This is a genomic window from Actinomyces sp. oral taxon 180 str. F0310, from assembly GCF_000185285.1.
Lineage (GTDB): Bacteria > Actinomycetota > Actinomycetes > Actinomycetales > Actinomycetaceae > Pauljensenia.
Genome location: NZ_GL622194.1, coordinates 469,615 through 492,899, shown reverse-complemented (window position 1 = coordinate 492,899; position 23,285 = coordinate 469,615). Strand labels below are relative to the sequence as shown.

General features: G+C 66.7%; 25 protein-coding genes. 23 read left to right on the top strand and 2 right to left on the bottom strand.

Going from position 1 to position 23,285, the window contains the following annotated elements; all coding sequences use genetic code 11:
- Positions 1-10: 10 nt before the first annotated feature.
- Entirely contained in the window at positions 11-1,114 is a 1,104-nt protein-coding gene (locus HMPREF9006_RS02195; RefSeq protein WP_009211902.1) for a polyprenyl synthetase family protein, read from the bottom strand.
- Positions 1,115-1,259: 145 nt separating this feature from the next.
- Here HMPREF9006_RS02195 and HMPREF9006_RS02190 point away from each other — a divergent pair, with 145 nt between their 5' ends.
- The 17 genes from HMPREF9006_RS02190 (at position 1,260) to HMPREF9006_RS02110 (ending at position 17,020) form a co-directional block, all read left to right on the top strand.
- Positions 1,260-2,810, top strand: coding sequence for an RNA polymerase sigma factor (locus HMPREF9006_RS02190; protein WP_009211901.1), 1,551 nt, complete (start codon positions 1,260-1,262; stop codon positions 2,808-2,810).
- A 132-nt stretch (positions 2,811-2,942) separates the two neighbouring features.
- Entirely contained in the window at positions 2,943-3,335 is a 393-nt protein-coding gene (locus HMPREF9006_RS02185; protein WP_034230865.1) for a hypothetical protein, read from the top strand.
- A gap of 60 nt (positions 3,336-3,395) precedes the next feature.
- Entirely contained in the window at positions 3,396-4,634 is a 1,239-nt protein-coding gene (ftsY, locus tag HMPREF9006_RS02180; protein ID WP_009211899.1) for a signal recognition particle-docking protein FtsY, read from the top strand.
- 99 nt (positions 4,635-4,733) lie between these two features.
- Positions 4,734-6,317: a signal recognition particle protein gene (gene ffh, locus HMPREF9006_RS02175; RefSeq protein WP_009211898.1), complete on the top strand. Its 1,584-nt coding sequence runs from the start codon at positions 4,734-4,736 to the stop codon at positions 6,315-6,317.
- Positions 6,318-6,320: 3 nt separating this feature from the next.
- Complete coding sequence (locus HMPREF9006_RS02170) at positions 6,321-7,427, top strand: amidohydrolase family protein (protein WP_009211897.1); 1,107 nt, start codon at positions 6,321-6,323, stop codon at positions 7,425-7,427.
- A gap of 219 nt (positions 7,428-7,646) precedes the next feature.
- Complete coding sequence (gene rpsP / locus HMPREF9006_RS02165) at positions 7,647-8,090, top strand: 30S ribosomal protein S16 (RefSeq protein WP_009211896.1); 444 nt, start codon at positions 7,647-7,649, stop codon at positions 8,088-8,090.
- 2 nt (positions 8,091-8,092) lie between these two features.
- Positions 8,093-8,332 carry an RNA-binding protein gene (locus HMPREF9006_RS02160; protein WP_003795306.1) on the top strand — a complete coding sequence of 80 codons (240 nt, stop codon included), beginning with the start codon at positions 8,093-8,095 and terminating at the stop codon, positions 8,330-8,332.
- A gap of 89 nt (positions 8,333-8,421) precedes the next feature.
- Complete coding sequence (rimM, locus tag HMPREF9006_RS02155; RefSeq protein ID WP_009211895.1) at positions 8,422-8,931, top strand: ribosome maturation factor RimM; 510 nt, start codon at positions 8,422-8,424, stop codon at positions 8,929-8,931.
- Between the two features lies 1 nt (position 8,932).
- Positions 8,933-10,309: a tRNA (guanosine(37)-N1)-methyltransferase TrmD gene (trmD, locus tag HMPREF9006_RS02150; RefSeq protein WP_009211894.1), complete on the top strand. Its 1,377-nt coding sequence runs from the start codon at positions 8,933-8,935 to the stop codon at positions 10,307-10,309.
- A gap of 148 nt (positions 10,310-10,457) precedes the next feature.
- Positions 10,458-10,814, top strand: a complete 357-nt coding sequence (gene rplS / locus HMPREF9006_RS02145; protein ID WP_009211893.1) for a 50S ribosomal protein L19 — start codon at positions 10,458-10,460, stop codon at positions 10,812-10,814.
- Between the two features lie 109 nt (positions 10,815-10,923).
- The gene (gene lepB / locus HMPREF9006_RS02140; protein WP_009211892.1) at positions 10,924-11,670 is read left to right on the top strand and encodes a signal peptidase I; all 747 of its coding nucleotides are present in this window, start codon (positions 10,924-10,926) and stop codon (positions 11,668-11,670) included.
- On the top strand, positions 11,667-12,362 hold the full coding sequence (locus HMPREF9006_RS02135; RefSeq protein WP_009211891.1) for a ribonuclease HII: 696 nt from the start codon (positions 11,667-11,669) through the stop codon (positions 12,360-12,362). The genes lepB and HMPREF9006_RS02135 overlap by 4 nt, the downstream gene beginning before the upstream one ends.
- 27 nt (positions 12,363-12,389) lie before the next feature.
- Positions 12,390-12,689, top strand: coding sequence for a DUF2469 domain-containing protein (locus tag HMPREF9006_RS02130; protein ID WP_009211890.1), 300 nt, complete (start codon positions 12,390-12,392; stop codon positions 12,687-12,689).
- A gap of 130 nt (positions 12,690-12,819) precedes the next feature.
- Positions 12,820-13,260 (top strand): YraN family protein, encoded by a 441-nt coding sequence (locus tag HMPREF9006_RS02125; protein WP_009211889.1) that lies wholly within the window; start codon positions 12,820-12,822, stop codon positions 13,258-13,260.
- A complete protein-coding gene (locus HMPREF9006_RS02120) occupies positions 13,257-14,804 on the top strand; it encodes a YifB family Mg chelatase-like AAA ATPase (RefSeq protein WP_009211888.1) in 1,548 nt (515 codons plus the stop codon). The genes HMPREF9006_RS02125 and HMPREF9006_RS02120 overlap by 4 nt, the downstream gene beginning before the upstream one ends.
- The gene (gene dprA / locus HMPREF9006_RS02115; protein ID WP_050786716.1) at positions 14,797-15,963 is read left to right on the top strand and encodes a DNA-processing protein DprA; all 1,167 of its coding nucleotides are present in this window, start codon (positions 14,797-14,799) and stop codon (positions 15,961-15,963) included. Before HMPREF9006_RS02120 ends, dprA begins: the two co-directional genes overlap by 8 nt.
- 145 nt (positions 15,964-16,108) lie before the next feature.
- Positions 16,109-17,020, top strand: a complete 912-nt coding sequence (locus HMPREF9006_RS02110) for a tyrosine recombinase XerC (protein ID WP_009211886.1) — start codon at positions 16,109-16,111, stop codon at positions 17,018-17,020.
- Positions 17,021-17,023: 3 nt separating this feature from the next.
- Here the strand turns inward: HMPREF9006_RS02110 and HMPREF9006_RS02105 are convergent, their stop codons facing one another.
- Entirely contained in the window at positions 17,024-17,551 is a 528-nt protein-coding gene (locus tag HMPREF9006_RS02105) for a M23 family metallopeptidase (RefSeq protein ID WP_083806936.1), read from the bottom strand.
- Positions 17,552-17,954: 403 nt separating this feature from the next.
- On the opposite strand from HMPREF9006_RS02105, the gene rpsB reads away from it, so the two are divergent.
- From rpsB to rlmN, 6 genes are all read left to right on the top strand, one after another.
- Entirely contained in the window at positions 17,955-18,776 is an 822-nt protein-coding gene (gene rpsB, locus HMPREF9006_RS02100) for a 30S ribosomal protein S2 (protein WP_009211884.1), read from the top strand.
- Positions 18,777-18,801: 25 nt separating this feature from the next.
- The gene (gene tsf, locus HMPREF9006_RS02095) at positions 18,802-19,629 is read left to right on the top strand and encodes a translation elongation factor Ts (protein WP_009211883.1); all 828 of its coding nucleotides are present in this window, start codon (positions 18,802-18,804) and stop codon (positions 19,627-19,629) included.
- A gap of 128 nt (positions 19,630-19,757) precedes the next feature.
- Entirely contained in the window at positions 19,758-20,468 is a 711-nt protein-coding gene (gene pyrH, locus HMPREF9006_RS02090) for a UMP kinase (RefSeq protein ID WP_009211882.1), read from the top strand.
- 38 nt (positions 20,469-20,506) lie between these two features.
- The gene (gene frr, locus HMPREF9006_RS02085) at positions 20,507-21,064 is read left to right on the top strand and encodes a ribosome recycling factor (protein WP_009211881.1); all 558 of its coding nucleotides are present in this window, start codon (positions 20,507-20,509) and stop codon (positions 21,062-21,064) included.
- The gene (locus tag HMPREF9006_RS02080; RefSeq protein ID WP_009211880.1) at positions 21,064-21,975 is read left to right on the top strand and encodes a phosphatidate cytidylyltransferase; all 912 of its coding nucleotides are present in this window, start codon (positions 21,064-21,066) and stop codon (positions 21,973-21,975) included. Before frr ends, HMPREF9006_RS02080 begins: the two co-directional genes overlap by 1 nt.
- Entirely contained in the window at positions 21,972-23,240 is a 1,269-nt protein-coding gene (gene rlmN / locus HMPREF9006_RS02075; RefSeq protein WP_009211879.1) for a 23S rRNA (adenine(2503)-C(2))-methyltransferase RlmN, read from the top strand. The genes HMPREF9006_RS02080 and rlmN overlap by 4 nt, the downstream gene beginning before the upstream one ends.
- The last annotated feature ends 45 nt before the right edge of the window (positions 23,241-23,285 follow it).

Below are 23,285 nucleotides of genomic sequence, written 5' to 3'. Positions count from 1 at the left end.
GGGAGGGGTGCTACGAGCGCCGTGCGGTGAGAAGAGAGCACAGCTCGGCGAGCACGCGTCGGGCCTCATCGCCCACGTTCGCCCGCTGAAGGGCAGCGTGCCCGTCGGCGACGAGACGAGCAATCGTTTCCTCGTGTGCGTCGCGGCCGTTGCGTGCGACGATGCGTGTCGCGGCGCCGATCTCGCTCGGCGAGGCGGTGGGCACCGCGAGAACACGAGTCAGCTCGCGCCGTTCGCTCGGCGTGGATGCCTCCCACGTGAGGGCCAGCAGCACGGTCCGCTTGCCCTCCCTGAGGTCGTCTCCCGCGGGTTTGCCCGTCACCTGAGGATCCCCAAACACGCCCAGGTCGTCGTCGCGCAGCTGGAAGGCGAGCCCCCACGGCGTCAGCACAGAATCGAGGATCGCCAGGAGGGTGCTCACCTGCCCGGGCGGGGCGGACGCACAGATCGCGCCGAGCGCCGCGGGATGCACGACCGAGTAGTGTGCCGACTTGTGGAGTGCGACATCCAGAGCATCGGCGCCGCTGACCGCGTCGTCGCGATGCGGGTCGAGCGGGGTTTGCTCGGCGACGATGTCGAGATACTGGCCCAGAGCAACCTCGGCGTGCATGTCGGCGAAGCGGCGGGTGAAGGACTGGGCGGCGGCCTCGTCAAGGAGGAGCGCCTGCGCATCTGCCGCATCGGTGGCGGCAGAGAAGAGGAAGTCGCCGACCAGGATCGCCGCGTGCTCGCCGAAGTCGGTGGGGCTGCCCATCCACCGCCTGCGGCCGTGGTGATCGGCTAGGAGACGATGAGGCGTGGGGGCTCCCCGACGCTCGTTTGCGCGATCGATAATGTCGTCGTGAACGAGGGCGCTGGCCTGGTAGAGCTCGAGTGCGGCACTCAGGTGGGGAAGAAACACCTCGCCCAGCGCAAGCCCGGCGCCCAGACAATAGCCGACGTGAGCCATGAGGGCGCGAAAGCGCTTGCCGCCCGACGCGGCTGAGAGCACCGCCTGAGTGAACTCTTCACCGCGGGTGGAGGCCCCCGCGCGCACGAGGAGGCCGCTCAGGTGCTCGGACGTGGCCTCGTCGATGAGGGGACGCAGAACGGAGAAACTGTCGCTCAGACTCATGGTGCAACTCTAACCGACGGCGGCTCCCGGGCGTGGCTTCGCGGGGGGGCAGGCTCACATCGACCACCAGGAAAACTCCCAAGCGAGGCACTAGACTGGCGGTGGTATGCCGATTTGCAATCGGCTCAACTGTGCATGCCCATCAATGAAAGGGACCCGTGTGAGTGCATCGCGCGCTTCGGTAAAGGACTCCGCGACAAACGAGGAGATCACGGAGGTGACACCCGCCGCGAAGAAGAACACCCGCGGCAAGAAGGCGTCCTCCGCGTCCAAGAAGACGCCCGCGGCCGTGCCTGAGGGTGGGGAGAAGGAGTCTGCCGACCGCAAGCCCGCCGCGAAGAAGGGGAGCGCGAAGAAGACGAGTGCGAAGAAGGCCGCCCAGGCGGCCTCCGACGCGGGCGCGGACAAGCCAGCCAAGAAGAGGAGTGCGAAGAAGGCCGGCGCCTCGGACGCGGGCGGGGACAAGCCCGCTAAGAAGACGACGCGAGGACGCAAGAAGAAGGAAGCCGAGGTCGCCGAGGAGGTCATCGACGACATCGAGACCGGTGACGATGAGGACTTCGAACCCACGGGGGAGGATCTGAAGGATCCGGACCTGGAGACCGACGCCGACGACGAGGAAGAGAGCGACGTCGAGGAAGAGGCCGAGGAGGAGGATCCCAAGGCCTTTGAGGGAGCGGCTCTGCGCGAGCGCACCAACGCGGGAATCCACGTCAAGGGCGGTTTCGTCGTCTCCGACTCTGACGAAACCGACGAGCCGGTCCAGCAGGTCACGGTCGCGGGAGCAACCGCAGACCCGGTGAAGGACTACCTCAAGCAGATCGGTAAGGTCTCCCTGCTGAACGCCGAGCAGGAGGTCGACCTCGCCCGACGCATTGAGGCCGGCCTGTATGCGGAGTACAAGCTGAAGAACCAGGCCGACGAGATGACCAGTCGCGAACGCCGCGAATTGCACTTCCTCGCCCAGGACGGACAGCAGGCCAAGAACCACCTCCTCGAGGCAAACCTGCGCCTCGTCGTGTCCCTGGCCAAGCGCTACACGGGGCGCGGCATGCAGTTTCTCGACCTGATCCAGGAGGGCAACCTCGGCCTCATTCGAGCGGTCGAGAAGTTCGACTACACGAAGGGCTACAAGTTCTCCACCTACGCGACCTGGTGGATTCGCCAGGCCATCACGCGCGCAATGGCCGATCAGGCGCGCACGATTCGCATTCCCGTGCACATGGTCGAGGTCATCAACAAGCTCGCCCGCGTGCAGCGTCAGATGCTGCAGGATCTGGGACGCGAGCCCACGCCAGAGGAGTTGGCCAAGGAACTTGACATGACGGCCGAGAAGGTCGTTGAGGTCCAGAAGTACGGTCGCGAGCCCATTTCGCTGCACACCCCCCTGGGCGAGGACGGCGACTCCGAGTTTGGTGATCTCATTGAGGACTCCGAGGCCATCGTTCCCGCCGACGCCGTCTCCTTCACGCTCCTGCAGGAGCAGCTCCACCACGTGCTCGACACCCTGTCGGAGCGAGAGGCCGGAGTCGTGTCCATGCGCTTTGGGCTCGGCGATGGTCAGCCGAAGACACTGGACGAGATTGGCAAGGTCTACGGCGTGACGCGCGAACGCATCCGGCAGATCGAATCCAAGACGATGTCGAAGCTTCGTCACCCCTCGCGCTCGCAGGTGCTGCGCGACTACCTCGACTAACGCGCCTCGCGTACCCGGCGGCGCGGCGGTCGGGACGCGTGTCTTTCGACCGCCGTGATTATTCAGCTCACAAAGATGCGTGCGACGGGAGGCCTCGTCGCGCACGGACGGTCCATAGGGCAGGATGGGAGCATGCTTGAGGGTTCGCTGATTCTGGTCCTGACTGTCGTCCTCGTTCTGCTCGTGGCGGGCGCGGTTGTCGCCGGGTTGGCGTTGTCTCGGCGCAGCGCTGACGAATGGAAGGGCGTCATCAAGCGTGAGGGCGAAGAGATTGTGGATGAGGTGCGCAATCACTCTGTGCCGCGCCGATCCTCCCCGTCCAGCCTCCGCCCGGTGGTTCCCGCTTCCTCCTCGCTTGACGCGTTGCTGCAAAGCGGTGACTCTTCCAGCGCGTACTTCGACGCGGATCGGCTTCCGGGAATAGACCGTCTCGAGTCGGTCACCGGGCGCGTGAGCGACAGGCTCGACCGGGGTCGGCGCGGTCGCGACGGTGGTTCTCGGCCGGGCGAGGATACCGCGCGCTAGCGGGAGGTGACGCGTTGCTCACGCTTCCTTGTCGGGGCGTCCATGGGGGATAATGTACCCATGGACGCTTTCGTTTCTTTCCTTCAGACGCCCTGGGCGATCGTCATTGCACTGGCGATCGCCGTGGTCATCGGGATGGTCATCCGCCTCGTGGTTTCCTCCCGCCGCTCCTCCAACGAGGTCACCTCGAGGCCGCGCGAACAGGTGCCCGCCTCCGGTGACGTCGCCGCTCCTGCCGAGGCCGAGGGCGAGGCAACCGACCAGCCGCGTGACGGCCCGGCGACCGAAGAGTCGCCGACGGGCGACGCCGAGCCATCGCCCGACAAGGCCGCACCCGCGCTCGTCGAGCGCCCCGAATCCGTTGGCGGGCGCATGGAGCGCCTGCGTAGCCGCCTGGCCTCCTCCGGCGCCCTCGGGCGCGCGATCCTCGGGGTCCTCAGCAGAGGCAAGCTCAGCGCGGCAGACTGGGAGGAGATCGAGGAGTCGCTCCTCGTGGCCGACCTTGGCTTGGAGGCGACCGACTCCCTGATGGAGGCGCTCAAGCGCCGCGTCGCCGTCGAATCAACGACCGACGAGGTTCGCGTCCGCGAGATCCTGCGAGAGGAGCTCCTTGCGCTCGTCGGCCCCGACATGGATCGATCCCTCGATCTTGCCAGGCCGACGGTCGATGGCTGCGTCAAGCCGGCGGTGATCCTCATGGTCGGCGTCAATGGAACCGGCAAGACGACAACCGTCGGCAAGCTCGCCCGCATTCTCGTGGCCGACGACAAATCCGTGCTCCTGGGGGCCGCTGACACGTTCCGCGCCGCGGCCGCCGACCAGCTGGCCACATGGGGCGAGCGCGTGGGTGTCGACGTCGTCCGATCCGAGAGGGAGGGAGCCGACCCCGCCTCGGTCGCTTTCGAGGCGGTGCGTGAGGGCATCGAACGCGACGTTGACGTCGTTCTCGTCGACACCGCTGGCAGGCTCCAGAACAAGTCGACCCTCATGGACGAGCTCGGCAAGATCAAGCGCGTCATGAGCAAGCAGGCCCCCGTCGCCGAGGTTCTCCTCGTCCTCGACGCGACGACCGGCCAGAACGGCATGAAGCAGGCCGAGGTGTTCGCCGAGGCCACGGGAGTCACCGGCATCGTGCTCACCAAGCTCGATGGCTCTGCCAAGGGGGGCATCGTCGTGTCCGTCCAACGCTCCCTCGGCGTTCCCGTCAAGTTCGTCGGACTCGGGGAGGGCGCCGACGACCTGGCACCCTTCGATCCGCGGGGTTTTGTCGACGCGATCGTCGGCACCGCCTCCGCCTGACGCTCCCGCGATCAACGCGTTCCTCGGCCCCGGTCTCACCACCGGGGCCGAGGTGCGCTAACCTGTGCCTTGTAGAGCAGCCATCTTGGGAGTGAACACGTGTTTGGAAACCTGTCAGATCGTCTGACCCAATCCTTCCGCACCCTGCGCAGCCGCGGGGTCCTGACCGAGTCGGACGTCGATCATGCGATTTCTGACATCCGTCGAGCCCTCATCGACGCCGACGTCGCACTGCCCGTCGTCCGGCAGTTCACCACCCAGGTACGTGACAAGGCCTATGGCGCGGCGCGCTCCAAGGCGCTCAACCCCGGCCAACAGGTTGTGTCCATCGTCCACGACGAGCTCGTGGAGATTCTTGGCGGAGCGACCCGTGAGCTGAACTTTGCCGAGTCGGGACCCACCGTCTTCATGCTGGCGGGCCTCCAGGGCGCCGGTAAGACGACGCTGGCCGGTAAGCTCGGTAAGTGGCTGCGCGAGGAGGGCAAGACCGTTCTCCTGGTAGCCTCGGACCTGCAGCGCCCCAACGCCGTCCAGCAGCTCCAGGTTGTCGGCGAGCGCGCCGGTGTGAAGGTGTGGGCGCCCGAGCCGGGCAATGGCGTCGGCAATCCCGTTGAGGTTGCGCGCTCCGGCGTCGACTTCGCTCGCAAGAGCGGCATCAACGTCGTCATTGTCGATACCGCCGGTCGCCTGGGTGTCGACCAGGAGATGATGGATCAGGCCATCGCCATCCGCGACGCGGTCAGCCCGCACGAGATCATGTTCGTCCTTGACGCGATGGTCGGCCAGGACGCGGTCTCGACGTCGACGGCCTTCCGTGACGGCGTTGGCTTCACCGGCGTCGTCCTGTCGAAGCTGGACGGCGACGCGCGAGGCGGAGCCGCGCTGTCCGTGCGAGGCGTCACGGGCGCACCGATTCTCTTCGCCTCCACCGGTGAGGGCCTCGACGACTTCGAGCGTTTCCACCCCGATCGCATGGCCGGGCGCATCCTCGACATGGGCGACATCCTCACGCTCATCGAACAGGCCGAAAAGAAGATGGACGCCGAGGAGGCGGAGAAGGTCGCCGCCAAGGCGATGGCCGGGGAGCTGACCCTCGGCGACTTCCTCAGCCAGCTCCAGCAGATCAAGAAGCTGGGCTCCATGAAGAAGATGCTCGGAATGATCCCCGGAGCGGCGCAGCTGCGCGATCAGATCGACAACTTCGACGAACGAGAGGTCGATCGCGTGGAGGCCATCGTTCGCTCGATGACGCCCGCCGAACGCGACGACGTCTCCATCCTCAACGGCTCGCGCCGGGCGCGCATCGCCCGGGGATCGGGAACCAGCGTCACCGACGTCAACCAGCTCGTCCAGCGCTTCGAGGCCGCGCGCGAGATGATGGGACAGATGGGACAGATGGGTGGGGGAGTGCCCGGAATGGGGGCCCTGCCCGGTCGCGGCGGAAAGGCCAAGCAGAAGGCCAACGCCCGTAAGGCCCAGGCTCAGCGCGCCCGCCTGAAGAAGAAGGCGCGCTCGGGTAACCCCGCGAAGCGCCGCCAGCAGGAGCTGGAGGCGATGCTCCCCCCGTCGGAGCGTAGCTCCGCGCCGGGCTCCTCCTTCGGCGGGCAGCAGAGCGCCCCCGCCCCGCGTCCCACGCTTGACGACCTCCCCGACGACGTCAAGCGCATGCTCGGTCAGCTCTGAGCCATGCTGATCGCGGGCGTGTGCCTGTGGGCGCAGGAGGCCTCGGCGCGCCCCCGCTGGGTGAGGGGCACCTGGCGCGTCGACGACGGGGTGATTCGCAGGGTATCCGAGCGCTACGAGGACGGAGCTCGGCGTGTCTCCTTCCTCGTCCCGGCCATGGCGGACTCGCACTGCCACATCGGATACTCCGAGAAGGGCAGCGTAAGCGGCAACGAGATGGTGCGCCAGGCGAGGCACACGCTCGAGAGCGGCGTGACCCTGGTGCGTGACTGCGGGGTCCCGGTCGACAACTCCGTCGTCGCCGGCCCGACCGGGCTGCGCCTCGTTCGGTGTGGCAGGCACGTCGCGCGACCCAAGCGCTACCTGCGGGACCTTCCCATTGACGTCGAAGACCAGCGTGACCTCCCGCGTGTCGTCGGCACGTTGGCAGCCCAATCCGACGGCTGGGTCAAGCTGGTGGGGGACTGGATCGACCGTTCGGGCGGCGCAGACGCGGACCTGCTGCCCCTGTGGGACGCGCAGGTCCTGGCCGATGCGGTTGCAGCCGCCCACCACCTCGGTGCGCGCGTCGCCGTTCACGCTTTCTCTCATCGGGTTATCGACTCGCTCATCGAGGCCGGCGTGGACGACATCGAGCACGGAAGCGGCATCGACCCGGACCAGGCCGCAGAGATCGCCTCCCGGGGCATCGCGGTGACCCCGACGCTTCGCCAAGTCGAGCTCTTCGCGGACTTTGCCTCCCAAGCCGCGTCAAAGTATCCGGTGTATGCCGCGACGATGAGCGCCATGCACGCCGAGCGTCGGGAGCACTTCCAGATGCTCGTTGATGCCGGCATCCTCCTCCTGATGGGCACCGACTCGGGCGGCTACCAGGAGCACGGCTCGATTGCCGGCGAACTCGCCCTGTGGACCCAGTGGGGAGCCGACCCAGGCCTCGTCGTGGACGCCGCCACCTGGCAAACGCGCCGCTACCTGGGCTTCGAAGGGCTGACGGACGGAGCTGCAGCCGACTTTCTCGTGCTTGACGAGGACCCGACACGAGATCCGCTCGCGCTCGCGAGACCGCGCTGCGTCTACGTCGGCGGCCACCTGGTCTCCGACCGCCCATGACCGCGCCCGGCCAGGTGATGGATATTACCGTTTCGGGGCGTTAGGCCGACGTCTCCCGCTTGGGAATTGACTGAAAAGTGTGGCATAATCGCTAGCTGTACCCGGCGGAACGTAGACCCTCTCACTGCGCGCCGTCGTGTCCCGGTCCGATGCGACCCCTGTGTTTCCCACCTCGGGACGCAAAGGTCCACACCAATCTGAAATGGAGAGACCACTCAAGTGGCAGTTCGAATTCGCCTGAAGCGCGTGGGCAAGATCCACGCCGCCCAGTACCGCGTTGTCGTCGTCGATTCCCGCAAGAAGCGCGACGGACGCGTCATCGAAGAGGTCGGCTACTACGATCCTCAGCCGAACCCCTCGATCATTCGCATCGACTCTGAGCGTGCCCAGTACTGGCTCGGTGTCGGCGCTCAGCCCTCCGACCAGGTCCGCAACCTGCTGGTCCTGACCGGTGACATCGCCAAGTTCAACGGCAAGGCCGACGCGGTCTCCCGCGTCCAGGTCTCCGAGGCTGACAAGGCCGCTCAGGCCGAGCAGGCCATCAAGGAAGCCGAGGCCGCCGCCGAAAAGTCCAAGGCCGCTGCTTCCGCCAAGAAGGCTGAGGAAGAGGCCGCTGCCGAGGCCGAGAAGAGCGCCGAAGAGCCCGCTGGAGAGGATGCCTGAGCATGCTCGCCGACGCGTTGGAGCACCTGGTCAGCGGCATCGTTGACCACCCCGAAGATGTCGAGGTGACGCCTCGCTCAATGCGGCGCGGCCAGCTTCTTGAGGTTCGGGTGAATCCGGAAGACCTGGGACGCGTCATTGGACGCGGTGGCCGGACGGCTCGCGCGCTGCGCACCGTCATGGGTGCACTTTCGACGCGCGGCGCTGTCCGCGTTGACGTCGTCGACACGGATCGCGAGTAGGGCTCGCGCACGTCGCGAAGGGGTCCGGCAGTGCCGGACCCCTTCGTTGTATGCTTCCGGTAGATTCCGGCGCACGACAAGGAGGACACATGCAGCTCACAGCAGCCATCATCGGACCCGCTCACGGTCTGCGCGGCGAGGTCATTCTAGACGTTCGCAGCGACGACCCCAGCGTTGTGGCGCCCGGGATGCGCCTGGACGTGGAGGGGGCCTCGCGCGTGCTGACGGTGCGTTCGGTGAGGGTACACAAGGAACGAGTGCTGGCCTCCTTCGAGGAGTGCGAGAGCCGCGAGGATGCCGAAAGGCTGCGGGGGGCGCGGCTGCTCGTTGAGGAGCATCCGGAGGAGGATGCCTGGTATCCCCACCAGCTCACGGGACTCACGGCTCGCACACCCGCCGGCGACGTCCTCGGCACGGTCAGCGGCCTGAGGCTCGGAGCGGCGCAGGATCTTCTTCTCGTGGACACCCCCGCTGCAACTGTCATGGTTCCCTTCGTGAGCGCCCTCGTTCCCACCGTCGACGTGGACCGCGGCGTCGTCGTCATTGATCCGCCCCCCGGGCTTTTCGACGATCACGGTGACGACGAGGGAAACAACTAGCGTGCGCTTCGACCTCATCTCAATCTTCCCGGACTATTTCGCGCCCCTGAACCTGTCCCTCATGGGCAAGGCTGCACAGGCCGGCCTCGTGCGCGTCGGCGTCCACGATCTGCGCGGGTGGGCAAGCGGGCGACACCGCAGCGTCGACGACACTCCCTACGGTGGGGGCGCGGGAATGGTCATGCGACCCGACGTGTGGTGCGCGGCCCTCGATGAGGTGCTCGCGATCGCGCCGGGCCCCCACGACGCGCCGCGGGGTGGCGAGCAGGCCCGACGTATCCTGGCGATACCCACCCCCTCGGGAACGCCGCTCACCCAGCCCCTCGTGGAAGACCTTGCCGGTGCGGACCAGATCGTTCTCGCGTGTGGGCGCTACGAGGGAATCGACGCGCGCGTCGGGGAGTACTACCGGTCCGCGGGCGTGGAGGTCCTGGAGTTTTCGATCGGTGACTACGTGCTCAACGGGGGAGAAGCCGCCGCACTGGTGCTCACGGAAGCAGTTGCCCGGTTGCTTGACGGCTTCATGGGCAACCCCGACTCACTCGTCGAAGAATCCCACTCGGGGGCGGGGCTTTTGGAGTATCCGGTCTACACCAAGCCCGCTCAGTTTCGTCAGCTCGCAGTTCCCGAGGTCCTCCTGAGCGGTAACCACGCCGCGATTGGGCGCTGGCGTCGTGATCGCGCCATCGAGAAGACCACCAGGGTCCGACCCGATCTCGCCCTCGCGCTGCATGCGGCGGACCTTAACGGGCAGGACCGTGCCACACTTGCCGCCTGCGGCATCGCCTATCCGCGCAGCGGGCCCGCACAGCACGTGACGATTCGGCAAGCCGAGGCCGCGGACGCGGGGATGATCGCCGTGCTCGCAGAAAGAACCTTTCCCGATGCGTGCCCGAAGAGCCTGGGGCGCGACGCTATCGCCGCCTACGTGGTGAACGAACTCAGCGCCGAGGCCTTCGCGCGCATGCTCGCCGCGCCGGATCGCTTCCGCGTCTTCGTCGCGCAGGTCGGTGGCGAGCTTGTCGGCTACGTGCTCACGATCGTCGGTCGGGACGCTCTTCCACGCGACATGGTGCGACCCGGGCGGGTCGCGGCGGACAGCGCATACCTGTCCAAGTGCTATGTTGACCAGACCTGGCGGGGAAGCGGCATCGCGGATGCCCTGGTGGAGCGAGCATGCGCCGACAGCGTAAGCCTTGGGCACAGCGCGATCGTTCTGGGAACCAACCGCGCCAACAGGGTGGCTCGGGCGTTCTACAAGCGGCACGGATTCCGTAAGCGCGCCACCCGCAGGTTCAACGTCGGGGGAATCGACAACGACGATGTCGTGATGGTGCGCGATCTCACCGCCGCAGACGGGTCACCGCTCGCCCGTTGAGGGATCGGTATGGGATAATCGTGAGGATTGTGCGCGGTTCATCCTGCCGCAGGGGGACACCGAGGCGCGCGATCAACCGTCAACTGAGCGGGTTCGGCCCGTCCAACCAGACGCCCCCGACCTGCGGCAGAGGCGTCAAGGAGAAGAAATGCAGAAGCTGGACGCTGTTGATGCGGCATCGCTGCGCGATAACATCCCCTCGTTCCGAGCTGGCGACACCCTCAAGGTGCACGTCAAGGTTATCGAAGGCAACCGCTCCCGTATCCAGGTCTTCCAGGGTGTCGTGATCGCTCGCCGCGGTCACGGCGTGTCCTCGACGTTCACGATCCGCAAGATTTCCTTCGGCGTCGGCGTTGAGCGTACCTTCCCGGTCCACGCCCCCACGATCGACCACATCGAGGTCGTCACCAAGGGCGACGTTCGCCGCGCGAAGCTCTACTACCTGCGTGAGCGCCACGGCAAGGCCGCGAAGATCAAGGAGCACCGTTCCGGCAAGGCCGAGTGAGGCCAGTCGCTCCGCACCTTGGCATTTTTCACGGTGAGGCCCGACACCGCGCGCCGGTGTCGGGCCTACCCCTATCCTTGTGACGATGGGACGTTCTGAAGGAGAAGCCATGACCTCGACCGCAGGCCCGCCGCTCGGACCGACGCATGCGCCGTCCTTGAAGGACCGCGATCGGGCGGAGGCTCGCAATCGTCGTAACCCCCTCGTGTGGCTGCGTGAGATCCTCATGATCCTCGTCGTCGCGCTCGTCATCTCCTCCCTCCTTCGGGCCTTCGTCGTCCAGGTCTTTTGGATTCCCTCTCCGTCCATGCGCAACACGCTCGTGGAGGACGACCGCATCGCGGTCTCGCGCGTTGACGCGCTGCGGGCAAACATCCACCGCGGAGACGTCGTCGTTTTCGACGATGCCCTCGGCTGGCTCGGCGCCAAGCAAGAGACCGCGCCCTCCATCGCGCGGCGCCTGGGTGAATTCACGGGCTTCGTGCCCGGGGGCGGCGAGCAGACTCTCGTCAAGCGCGTGATCGGAGTCGGCGGGGACCGCGTCACGTGTGCGACCCCCAGCGGCAAGGTGAGTGTCAACGGCGTCGCGCTCGACGAAACCTACCTGCCGCCCGGCCAGGTGCCCTGCGGAGAACGCACCTTCGACGTTGTCGTCCCGGAGGGACACCTGTGGGTCATGGGGGACAACAGGTCGAATTCTGCGGACTCGCGCTATCACATGGGCGCGGGTCAATCCCCCTACGTGCCGGTGTCCGCGGTCGTGGGCACGGTGCAGGTCATCATCTGGCCGGTGTCGAGGTGGTCCACCGATATCGCTCACCCGGAAGTCTTCGCCGCCCTGCCCTCCTCATCGTGATGACCGCATCAAGAGAGCTGGAATACTCCCTGGCCCAGCGGTGGGGAGTGGTTGCCGGGATGGATGAAGTCGGGCGCGGTGCCCTCGCTGGACCCGTCGCGGTCGGCGTTGCCCTCGTTGGCGCGGATGCGCCCGCAGTGCCCGGTGGACTCACCGACTCCAAGGCCCTCTCTCCCCGGCGGCGTGAGGCCCTCGTCGAGCCGATTCATTCCTGGGTCCTGGCCTCGTGCGTCGCCTACGCGTCTGCGGCCGAGATCGACCGATGGGGTATCGTGTGTGCGCTACGGCTGGCTGGACGCCGCGCGCTAGCCGGCGTCGTCGCGAAGGGGCATGCGCCCGGGGGAGTGCTCCTTGACGGCTCCCACGACTGGCTGTCCATCCCGGATGATCTCTGTGCGGCCGACGGCCCGGACTATCCCGACTGCGGCGCTCTGCCCGTGCACACTCAGGTCAAGGCCGACGCCTCCTGCGCGGTCGTCGCGGCGGCCTCGGTGCTGGCCAAGGTTGCCAGGGACCGCCTCATGCGCGAGGCCGAGGACCCCGGCTACGGATGGGCATCGAACAAGGGCTACGGCTCTGCCGCCCACGCCCAGGCCATCGCTCGGCTCGGCGTCAGCGACTTCCACCGACGCACGTGGAGGATGCCGCAGGTACGGACAAACGAGGGCACGCCGGGGTGGCGCGGCGCGTGAGCGGCATGCTTTCGGCATGATTGGTCTGTGAACGAAGAGATTGAAGGCTACGAGAACAAGCTGGAGCTAGAGCTATTCAAGGAATATCGCGACGTCATAGGCTTGTTCAAGTATGTCGTGGAGACAGAGAGGCGTTTCTACCTCTGCAATCACGTTGACGTGCAGGCCCGCCCCGTGGGAGGCGATGTCTTCTTCGAGCTGACGCTGTCCGACGCGTGGGTGTGGGACATCTACCGCTCTTCTCGCTTCGTGCGCTCGGTCCGCGTCGTCACCTACAAGGACGTCAACGTCGAAGAGCTGTCCAAGCCCGAGCTCGACATCCCCTAGGCAGCGCGCTCGCAGGCGCGAGCGAGTATCCACAGCACACCCAGCATGCCGTCGCCTGTCCACAGGCGGCGGTTTTCGCATTGAGCGTGCGCCATCGCGGCGAGCATCGTGGTGGTGGAGGTGAACCGACATGACACGCTCAACACGTCCCGATCGACGCGCGCTCGGGATAGCCGGGGAGAACACTGCGTGCCTCGTCGTCGAAGAGGAGGGACTTCGCGTTATCGAGCGCAACTGGCGAGACGGGCGCCGCGGAGAAATCGACATCATCGCATGCGACGAGACGGACCCATGCGATCCTCGCACCGTCGTGGTGGAGGTGCGCACCAGGGTGGGACGTCGACACGGAAGCGCTCTGGCGTCGATTGACGAACGCAAGGTCACGCAACTGAGAAAACTGACCGGAGCGTGGTGCCGCGCTCGGGGGCCTCTCGGGTCACGAGTGCGCATCGACGTCGTGGCGATCACCCTCGATGCCGCCCAGCTGCGACTATTCCCCGGCCACGGGTGCCAGGACGTGGATCTTCGCGATCTCGGAGCACGCGTCGCGTGGTTGCGAGGCGTGCAATGAACGCTCCCGGACTGGCCCGCACGTACTCGATGAGTATCGTCGGCATCGAAGGACACCTGGTCGACGTCGAAACATACGCGGGATCGGGGCTTGTGGCCTTCACGCTTGTTGGACTACTCGACACCTCAGTTCGGGAGGCACGCGATCGAGTCCGCGCCGCCTTCGAGTCCTGCGGGCTGGATGTTCTCGACCAGCGCATCACCGTCAACCTGTCGCCGGCGGGGATCCCCAAGTCGGGGTCCGCCTTCGACCTCGCTATCGCCGCGTCGGTCGCACTGGCGACCGGCCTGGTCTCGCCCCTCGCATTCGAAGACACCGTGATCATTGGGGAACTGGCTCTCGACGGAAGCATTCAACCGGTGCGCGGAGTCCTCCCCGCGGTGCTCGCGGCGCGCTCGCGCGGGGTGCGCCGCGTGATCGTCCCGACCGCGTGCGCGCGTGAGGCATCCCTCGTGTCGGGGATTGAGGCCGTTCCCTTTGCGCACCTTGCGGACCTCATCGCGTGGGCCGGGGGAGAGGCGGTGAAGGCACCGTTCCACGGTCGCCTCGACATCGACAGTCGGACGGGAGCCGCGCACGCGGAGCACGCGGTCGACATGTCCGACGTGAGAGGCCAGCCCGAGGCGGTGGCGGCAATGGAAGTGGCGGCGGCGGGCGGACACCACGTGTTCCTCCTCGGTGAGCCGGGGTCGGGAAAGACAATGCTGGCATCGCGACTGCCGACAATCCTGCCAGACCTGGATCCGGACACCGCCCTCGTGACGACGTCCCTGCACTCGGTGGCCGGCTTGGTTCCCGCGGGACTCCAGCTTCTCACTCGCCCGCCCCTACAAGCCCCCCACCACAGTGTCACGATGCCGGCGTTGATTGGCGGTGGGTCGAGGTCGCTCGCCCCCGGCGCCGCCTCTCTCGCCCACGGAGGTGTTCTCTTCCTTGACGAAGCCACGGAGTTTGCCCCCTCGGTGCTCGACTCCTTGCGGGAGCCGCTCGAGTCGGGGCACATCCACCTGCATCGATCGGGGGTCCACGCCACCTATCCGGCGGCATTCCAACTCGTCATGGCCTCGAATCCGTGCCCGTGCGGGGGCGGGAGGGGCGGACGCGGGTGCTCGTGTTCCTCGCTCAATAGGCGTCGCTACCTCTCCCGATTGTCCGGACCGCTGCTTGACCGGATGGACATCAGGATCGACATGCACACGCCCAGCCGCGCCGACATGGCCACGGGGGCAGCGCAGGACTCGGCGTCGATGCGCCAGCGCGTCTGCGAAGCCCGCGAGCGCGCACGCCACCGACTGCGCGACACCCCGTGGGTGGCCAATGCGCAGCTTCCCGGCGCGTGGATCCGCAGGTGTTCGGGCATCGCATCCGACCTGGTCGAGCAGATCGATCGTCTCGTTGAGGCTGGCCGTGCCTCGATGCGCGGCGCCGATCGAATGCTGCGCCTGGCCTGGACGCTAGCCGACCTGGAGGGCACGAAGAGCGTGACCTTGGACCACATTGTTGCCGCTGAGCAGTTACGGAATGGAAGTGATCACCGTGAATGACCAAGATGTTCGTGACGCCGCGTGGTGGTCGGCGGTCGCGGAGCCTGCGGATCGGGCAGCGCGAATCGTGCGCACGAAGCTCGGAGACTGCCAGGCGCGCCAGTGGCTGTTGGGGCGATGGCACAGCTCTCCCGAAGCGCTTGCCGAGCACCCCGAAATCGACTGGCGGCGACAGTGGAACAGGTGGCGGGAGCGAGCGCTGGCGGTCGACATTGAGCGCGAGTGGGAGCGCGCAAAGCGCGCGGGAGGTGGCTTCATCACGCCGTCTGATGCGCGGTGGCCCGCGCAGCTCGGGTGCCTGGGTGACGAGGAACCGATGGGACTGTGGTTCCTTGGGCGCCTCGAGAAGAACCCCGAGGTCGACAGGCACGTCTCGATCGTGGGGGCTCGCGCATCGACGGGATCAGGGGAGCGTTGCGCGCGCAACATGGCTCACTACTTGGCTCGCGCCGGCTACACCGTCGTTTCCGGGGGAGCGATTGGGATCGACATCGAGGCACACAGGGGAGCAATGCTCGCCGGCGGTCGAACAATCTGCGTGCTCGCCGGTGGAGTTGCCAACCCCTATCCGGCCTGTCACGGGGCGGTCTTCCGTGACGTGCTGACCTCAGGGGGTGCTCTCGTGTCCGAGGTCGCTCCCAGCGCCAGGCCGGCTAAGTGGCGCTTCCTGACGCGCAACAGGCTGATCGCCGCGTGGAGCGGCGCCACCGTCGTCGTCGAGGCCGGGGCGCGCTCGGGTGCCTTGGCGACCGCGCGGTGGGCGATGGAGTGCGGACGACAGCTCGGTGCCGTGCCCGGAGCGGTTGATGCGCCCATGTCGGTGGGGTGCCTCGAGCTCGCTCGCAATGGTGCGACGATCATCCGCGACGGACGAGATGCTGCGGAACTCGCCGGACCCATCGGTGCTGACGAGAGTGTGCCGCTGTTTGGCATGCCCGTGGAGGAAGACCGCGGAGCCGATGCCCTGGCGCCCGTCCCCCGTCGCGTGTGGGAGGCGCTTCCGCGAAGCTCTCCCGCCGACGTCACCTCCATATGCGTTGCCGCCGGCCTTGGTCGCGATGAGGTCAACCGGGCGCTCCTCGAGCTGTCCGCGGCCGGGATGGTCACGGGTTCAACGCGCGGGTGGTCGCGAGCACGTATCGGGAACGGGCGCACGTGACCGACGGAGCTTTCGCGCGGGCCCTCGAGCGGGGACGCGCTGCGCGCGAAAGCGCCTGGCGAGGCGTGGAGGAGGCATGCGTCGGCGTCGTACTCGCCCGGGACGGTGCCGAAGCGACATGCGCTGGACGCCGTAGGATGGCGACATGGAAGCGAGCGTGGGCGATCGGTGGGGCGAGTACCTCAGGCACGGGCGAGGCATGAGCGATCACACGATCGAGGCGTATCTGGGGGACCTTCGCTCGCTTCTCAGCTTCGCGGGGTTGGCGTGGGAAGCCTCGGCGGCCGAGCTGGCGGAGGCGCTCACTCAACGACGTATCCGATCCTGGCTTGCCGACACGCTCGCCCGCGGCGGAGCGCGATCGACGATCGCTCGCCACACCGCGTCGGTGCGCCACTTTACGGCGTGGGCGACACGCGAGGGAATCCTTGCTCACGACCCGGCTGCGTTACTCACGAGCCCGCGCGCCGACCAGCGCCTCCCGGCTCCGCTTGATGAGTCGGAGGCTCGTCTGCTGCTCAACCACGCGCGCGACGAAGCGCGTGGGGGCGGCCCGTCCCAGTTGCGTAACTGGGCGATCCTTGAGCTCATCTACGCGTGCGGACTGCGCGTCTCAGAAGCATGCGGACTCGACATCTCCTCCCTGAACCGTGAGGCGCTCACCGTGCGCGTCACGGGTAAAGGAAACAAGGAACGCGTGGTTCCCTACGGCCCACCGGCAGCCGATGCTCTCGATCACTGGCTGCTGCGCGGGCGTGCGCTTCTCGCGCGCGAAGGCAGCGGGGACGCGCTATTTCTCGGGGACCGCGGCGGGCGCATCGACCCCAGGATTGTTCGTTCGATGGTGCACGCGGCGGCGGCGCGCGCGGGCGTCCACGACGTCGCGCCGCACGGGTTGCGACACTCGACGGCCACGCACCTCCTGCAGGGCGGAGCCGACCTGCGTGCCGTCCAAGAGATGCTGGGCCACGCCTCGCTGGCCACGACGCAGCGCTACACCCACGTTGATACCGCTCGCCTGAGCGCGATCTATCAACGCGCCCATCCGAGGGCGTGATGATCACGAAGGCCCCTGCCGCTCGTCGCCGTCCCAGGGAAGCAGGCGAGGCGGACCAACGGTCAAGCGCAGGGGGTTGACGTAGGTTGTCCGGCCGGTCTTGGCGCCCCAGTGGAGCGTCGTCGAGTCCTGAGAAACCGTCCCGATCTCGTCTCCCTTCTCGACGGTGTCTCCGGCTTTGACGCGCGGGTCGATCGGCAGGTACGTCGACCATATCGAGCGGTCGCCCATCGTGTGTCGAATCGATACGACTCCCCGCCCGCCGACGCGGCCCGCAAAACTGACTGTTCCCTGCGCGCAGGCGTAGACCGGACGTCCCGGCCCGTATGCGAGCGTGACTCCGCGCCTGCCGGGAAGCCAATCGTGGGCGGGCGGGGCAAAAGACGACACGACCGGCACGGGGTCCCCGGTGGGCCACTGCCACACGCCGGGGCGCTCGGCGACGCTCGGCGACGGCGCCGACGCCAGGGCCACGCACGCAAGGGCGACACCCAGGAACGGGTGACGACAAGAGGAGAGAGAAAGGGCCATAGCCCCACGATGCCCGCCGAGGCCTCGTCGCGCCAGAGGTCCTCAACCGCCTGTGGATACGATGCGCGCTCGCTTCCCGCCTGTGAACTCGGTCGCAGGCCGACGAATGAGCCTCGGCCATCCGAGCATGCGGCCAGCGCGCAGTCGGCAACCTCTCACGCGCTGTGGCTGACACGGGAAGGCCTGTGCGGTACGATTACCGGGCGCTTGCCTTGTGCAAGTGACTTCGCGTGCCATTGTCGCAAGCCCGGGGAGAGCTTCCCGGAAGGCGAGGCGCGGCAGCCTCGGTCCCCTCGGGGATGGTTGCCGGTCATGGCACCAGGGTGCGCCCTCGCGCACAGACAACCGATAACACGGGGGAAACCCCACCGATCACTCGCGACTTGCGGGGAAAGGACGAGCCATGGCAATCGTTACCATGCGTCAGCTCCTCGAGTCCGGTGTCCACTTCGGTCACCAGACTCGCCGTTGGAACCCGAAGATGAAGCGCTTCATCCTCACCGAGCGCAACGGCATCTACATCATTGACCTGCAGCAGACCATCGCCGACATCGACATCGCCTTCGATTTCGTCAAGCAGACCGTTGCCCACGGCGGCACCCTGCTGTTCGTCGGCACCAAGAAGCAGGCCCAGGAAGCGGTTGCCGAACAGGCTCAGCGTGTCGGCATGCCCTACGTGAACCACCGTTGGCTCGGCGGCATGCTCACCAACTTCTCGACTGTTGCCACGCGTCTGCAGCGCCTGAAGGAACTCGAGCAGATCGACTTCGACGATGTGGCCGCCTCCGGGCACACCAAGAAGGAACTGCTCATGATGCGCCGCGAGAAGGACAAGCTCGCCCGCACCCTCGGCGGCATCCGCGACATGACGAAGGTTCCCTCCGCCGTGTGGATCGTTGACCCCAAGAAGGAGCACCTGGCGGTTTCCGAGGCACGTAAGCTGCGCATCCCGATCGTCGCCATCCTCGACACGAACGCCGATCCGGACGAGGTCGACTACCGTATCCCCGGCAACGACGACGCGATCCGCGCTGTTGCCCTGCTGACCCGCGTGGTCGCAGACGCCGTCGCCGAGGGCCTCATTGCCCGCTCCGACGTGCGTAAGGGCAAGGGCGAGGAGACCGACGCGGAGCCTCTGGCCGAGTGGGAGCGCGAGCTCCTTGAGGGCGAGGTCAAGGCCGACGAGGCTGCCGCCGCCGAAGAGGCCGCCCCCAAGCAGGACTGAACGTTTTACTGAGAGGAATCATCCGATGGCGAATTTCACCGCTGCCGATGTGAAGGCGCTGCGTGAGCAGACCGGCGCCGGCATGATGGATGTGAAGAAGGCCCTGACCGAGGCCGATGGCGACGCCGAGAAGGCGCTGGAGATCATCCGTCTGAAGGGCCTGAAGTCCCTGTCCAAGCGCGAGGGTCGCCAGGCGGCCGCAGGCCTGCTCGCGGCCACGACCGACGGCACCGTCGGCGTGCTCGTCGAGGTCAACTCCGAAACGGACTTCGTGGCCAAGAACCAGAAGTTCATCGACTTCGCGAACGAGGTCCTGGACGCCGCCGTGACGTCCGCGGCCGCCGACCTGGATACCCTGCTCGCCGCCCCCATGGGCGAGGGCACCGTGAAGGACCGCTTGGACGCCTTCGCCGCGATCATCGGTGAGAAGCTGCAGATCGGCCGCATCGTGCGCGTCGAGGGCGAGAACGTCGACCTCTACCTGCACCAGACGAACCCCGACCTGCCCCCGCAGGTGGGTGTCTTCGTCGTCACCGATGCGGCCGGCAAGGCGGTCGCTCACGACATCGCGATGCACGTTGCCGCCTACATGCCGGCCTACCTGGATCGCGACGCGGTGCCCGCCGACGTGCTTGACAAGGAGCGCGCGACCCTCGAGAAGATCACCCTCGAGGAGGGCAAGCCCGCCAACATTGTCCCCAAGATCGTTGAGGGTCGCCTCAACGCGTTCTACAAGGACAACTGCCTCGTCGATCAGGCCTTTGCACGTGACCCCTCGAAGTCCGTGGCTCAGGTTCTGAAGGAGGCCGGCGCGCATGTGACCCAGTTCGTGCGCGTCCACGTCGGCGCCTGATTGACTCGGTCGTCGCCTTGGCGACAGTTGGCAGCGGCCCCGCCTCACGGCGGGGCCGCTCCTGGCTTTACGGGTAGTATGGTCACTAACCGTTTCGCCCTGCCGGGCCGTCACTAAGGAGAAGCGTCATGTCGACCCACCGCCGCGTTTTGCTCAAGCTATCTGGAGAGGCATTCGGAGGTGGAACGATTGGGCTGGATCCGTCGGTTGTGCGCGATATCGCCGAGCAGGTGGCGCGCGCGGTTCGCGAAGGAGTACAGGTCGCCATCGTCGTCGGCGGTGGTAACTTTTTCCGCGGCGCTCAGCTCGCCCGAGAAGGCCTCGAACGCTCGCGCGCCGACTACATGGGGATGCTCGGAACGGTCATGAATGCCCTCGCGCTGCAGGATTTCGTCGCTCAGGCGGGCGTTCCCGCTCGCGTGCAGACGGCGATCACGATGGCTCAGGTTGCCGAGCCGTACCTGCCGCTTCGCGCGATTCGACACCTGGAGAAGGGGCGGGTCGTCGTCTTCGGAGCGGGCGCGGGTTTGCCCTACTTCTCGACGGACACGGTCTCTGCCCAGCGCGCGCTGGAGATTCACTGCGATGAGCTCCTCGTTGCGAAGAATGGCGTGGATGGTGTGTACGACGACGACCCGAACCGCAATCCCGATGCGCGGCGATTCGATACCCTCACCTACTCGGAGGCGCTGCGGCGGGACCTGAAGGTGATCGACGGCTCCGCGTTGGCGCTGTGCCGCGACAACGGCCTGACGACGCGCATCTTCGGTATGGGGGGCGAGGGTGCGGTCACCCGCGCGCTCATGGGCGACGAAATCGGTACGCTAGTGACAGCGTGATATAACCTTCAGAGACGACCTACGTTAAGGAGCACACAGTGATCGACGATATTCTCCTCGAGGCAGAGGACAAGATGGATAAGGCTGTCGACTCGGCGAGCCACGAGTTTGCAAACATCCGGACCGGACGTGCGACCTCTTCCATGTTCGAGCAGCTCATGGTTGACTACTACGGCGCGCCGACGCCGATGCAGCAGCTGGCGAGCTTCCAGATCCCGGAGGCGCGCACCGTCCTGATTTCTCCCTTTGATCGCACGGCGACCCAGGAGATCATCCGCACGCTGCGCGAATCGGACCTGGGTGTCAACCCCACCGACGACGGCAACGTCGTGCGCGTGGTGCTGCCCGCCCTGACCGAGGAGCGCCGTAAGGAGTACGTCAAGCAGGCCAAGAGCAAGGCCGAAGACGGGCGTGTCTCCGTGCGCGGCGTGCGCAGGAAGGCCAAGGACCAGCTGGACCGCCTCAAGAAGGACGGGGAGGTATCGGAGGACGACACCGCGCGTGCGGAGAAGTCTCTCGACGCGATGACGAAGGCTCACACCGACAAGATTGACAAGATGCTCGCCACGAAGGAAAGCGAACTGCTGACGATCTGATGGCCTCACCGGATCAATCGTTTCTTGCCCGTGTCTTTTCCCCGGGGCCCACTCGCGTGCACCAGCCGACGAGTGGGGCGACGGGGAAGGCGGGGCGCAACCTCCCGCAGGCGGTTACGACGGCCATCGTCCTCATCGTCGCGGTTGCCGTTCCGCTGTTCACCTCGCTGCCTGCCTTCGTCGGGGTCATCGGCTTCGTGTGCCTGATCGGCATCTGGGAACTGGCGGGAGCCTTTGCGCGCATGGGCGTCACCCTCGCGGTGACGCCGCTGTACGTCGGCGCCATCGGCATGGTGACATGCGCCTGGTGGTTGGGCAGCGAGGGCATGCTCTTCGCCCTGTACATCACGGTCTTCGTGTGCGCCGCGTGGCGCCTGCTTGACCGCAGACAGGAATCGCGCATGAGCGACGTCGTCTCCTCGGCATTCACTGCACTCTACGTGCCCTTCCTGGCCTCGTTCGTCGTGTTGATGCTGGCCGCCTGGCGCTCGCCGTGGGTGTTCGTCGTCTTTGAGTTGATGGTCATTGCCAACGACACGGGTGGATGGGCGCTCGGTGTCCTCTTCGGTAAGCACCCGATGGCTCCGGCTCTGTCGCCGAAGAAGTCGTGGGAGGGCTTCGCCGGGTCCGCGCTCACCTCGACCGCCGTGGGCGTCGTCGGCCTCTGGCTTCTCGGCGCCTCCTGGTGGTGGGGAGTCGTCGCGGGAGTCGCCATTGCTTTCGTTGGCACGATGGGCGACCTCACTGAGTCGCTGATCAAACGCGAGGCCGGCCTGAAAGATATGTCGCAGATCCTTCCCGGGCACGGCGGTGTTCTCGACCGGGTCGATGCACTGCTCATGAGCGCACCGGTGGCCTACTTCATCTTCGCGTGGGCGCTACCGGGTATTTCGTGGGAGTCGAGCCATTGATCCAGTCCACGAGAAGAAGCCGTCGTGACGGTGGACGTCGCGACCCGCGAGTCTCCCTCGCCGGGGAGTCGGCGCGCCGGGAGGTTCGGCCCACCGACCAACCCCCGGAGGGCGCCACTCACAGGGACGCCAAGCCGGTCCTGTCCTTTACGGCCAAGCGCCGAGGCAAGGCACCATCTCACCTGGCTGACCTTGACAGCGCCGCGCGCAAGCAGGTCGTGAAGGACCTCGGCTTCCCGGCCTTTCGAGCCGATCAGCTCTCCCGCCACTACTTTTCTCATTTCGAGGCCGATCCGGCGCGGATGAGCGACATTCCAGCCGGGATGCGCGAGGCCGTGGCCGAGGCGCTCCTGCCACACCTGGTGACGAAGGTCGTCTCGCTCGAGGCGGACGGAGGGCGCACGATCAAGGACCTGTGGCGACTCTACGACGGAGCTCAGGTCGAGTCGGTGCTCATGCGCTACCCCCAGCGTACGACTCTGTGCGTCTCTTCCCAGGCGGGCTGCGGCATGGCCTGTCCTTTCTGCGCGACGGGACAGATGGGTCTGACTCGCAACCTCTCGACGGCTGAGATCGTGGATCAGGTGCGGGCCGCGCAGGCATCGTGCCGCGACGGGGCGTTGGCGGGAGGGCCCACGACCCTGTCCAACGTGGTCTTTATGGGGATGGGGGAGCCGCTGGCCAACTACAAGACGGTTGTCGCTGCGCTGCATCGGTTGATCGATCCTGCGCCCGAGGGCTTCGGCATGAGCGCACGCAACATCACGGTGTCGACCGTCGGACTGGTTCCCGCGATCAAGAAGCTCGCCGGCGAGGGAATGCCGGTGACGCTCGCCGTGTCGTTGCATGCGCCGGACGATGATCTCAGGGACGACCTGATTCCGATCAATTCGCGTTGGAAGGTCGGCGAGCTTCTCGATGCCGCTCGCGGTTACTTTTTGGCAACGGGGCGCCGAGTTTCGATCGAGTACGCGTTGATCAAGGACATGAACGATCAGGAGTGGCGCGCTCAGCTGCTGGCGGACGAGCTCAATAGGCGCGGGCACGGGTGGGTACACGTCAATCCGATTCCTTTGAACCCGACCCCCGGCTCGATTTGGACGGCGTCGACGCGGCGTGCCCAGCATGCGTTCGTGTCGCGGCTGCGTGACAACGGCATCGCGACCTCCATTCGTGACACGCGAGGCTCGGACATCGACGGCGCCTGCGGCCAGCTGGCGACGGCGCACTCCGGGGGTGCCTCGATGCGACAGGAGAAAGCGTGAGTGAGCGGCGAGCGTTCCGGCGCGAGAGAAGCGCGGGCTTTTGGC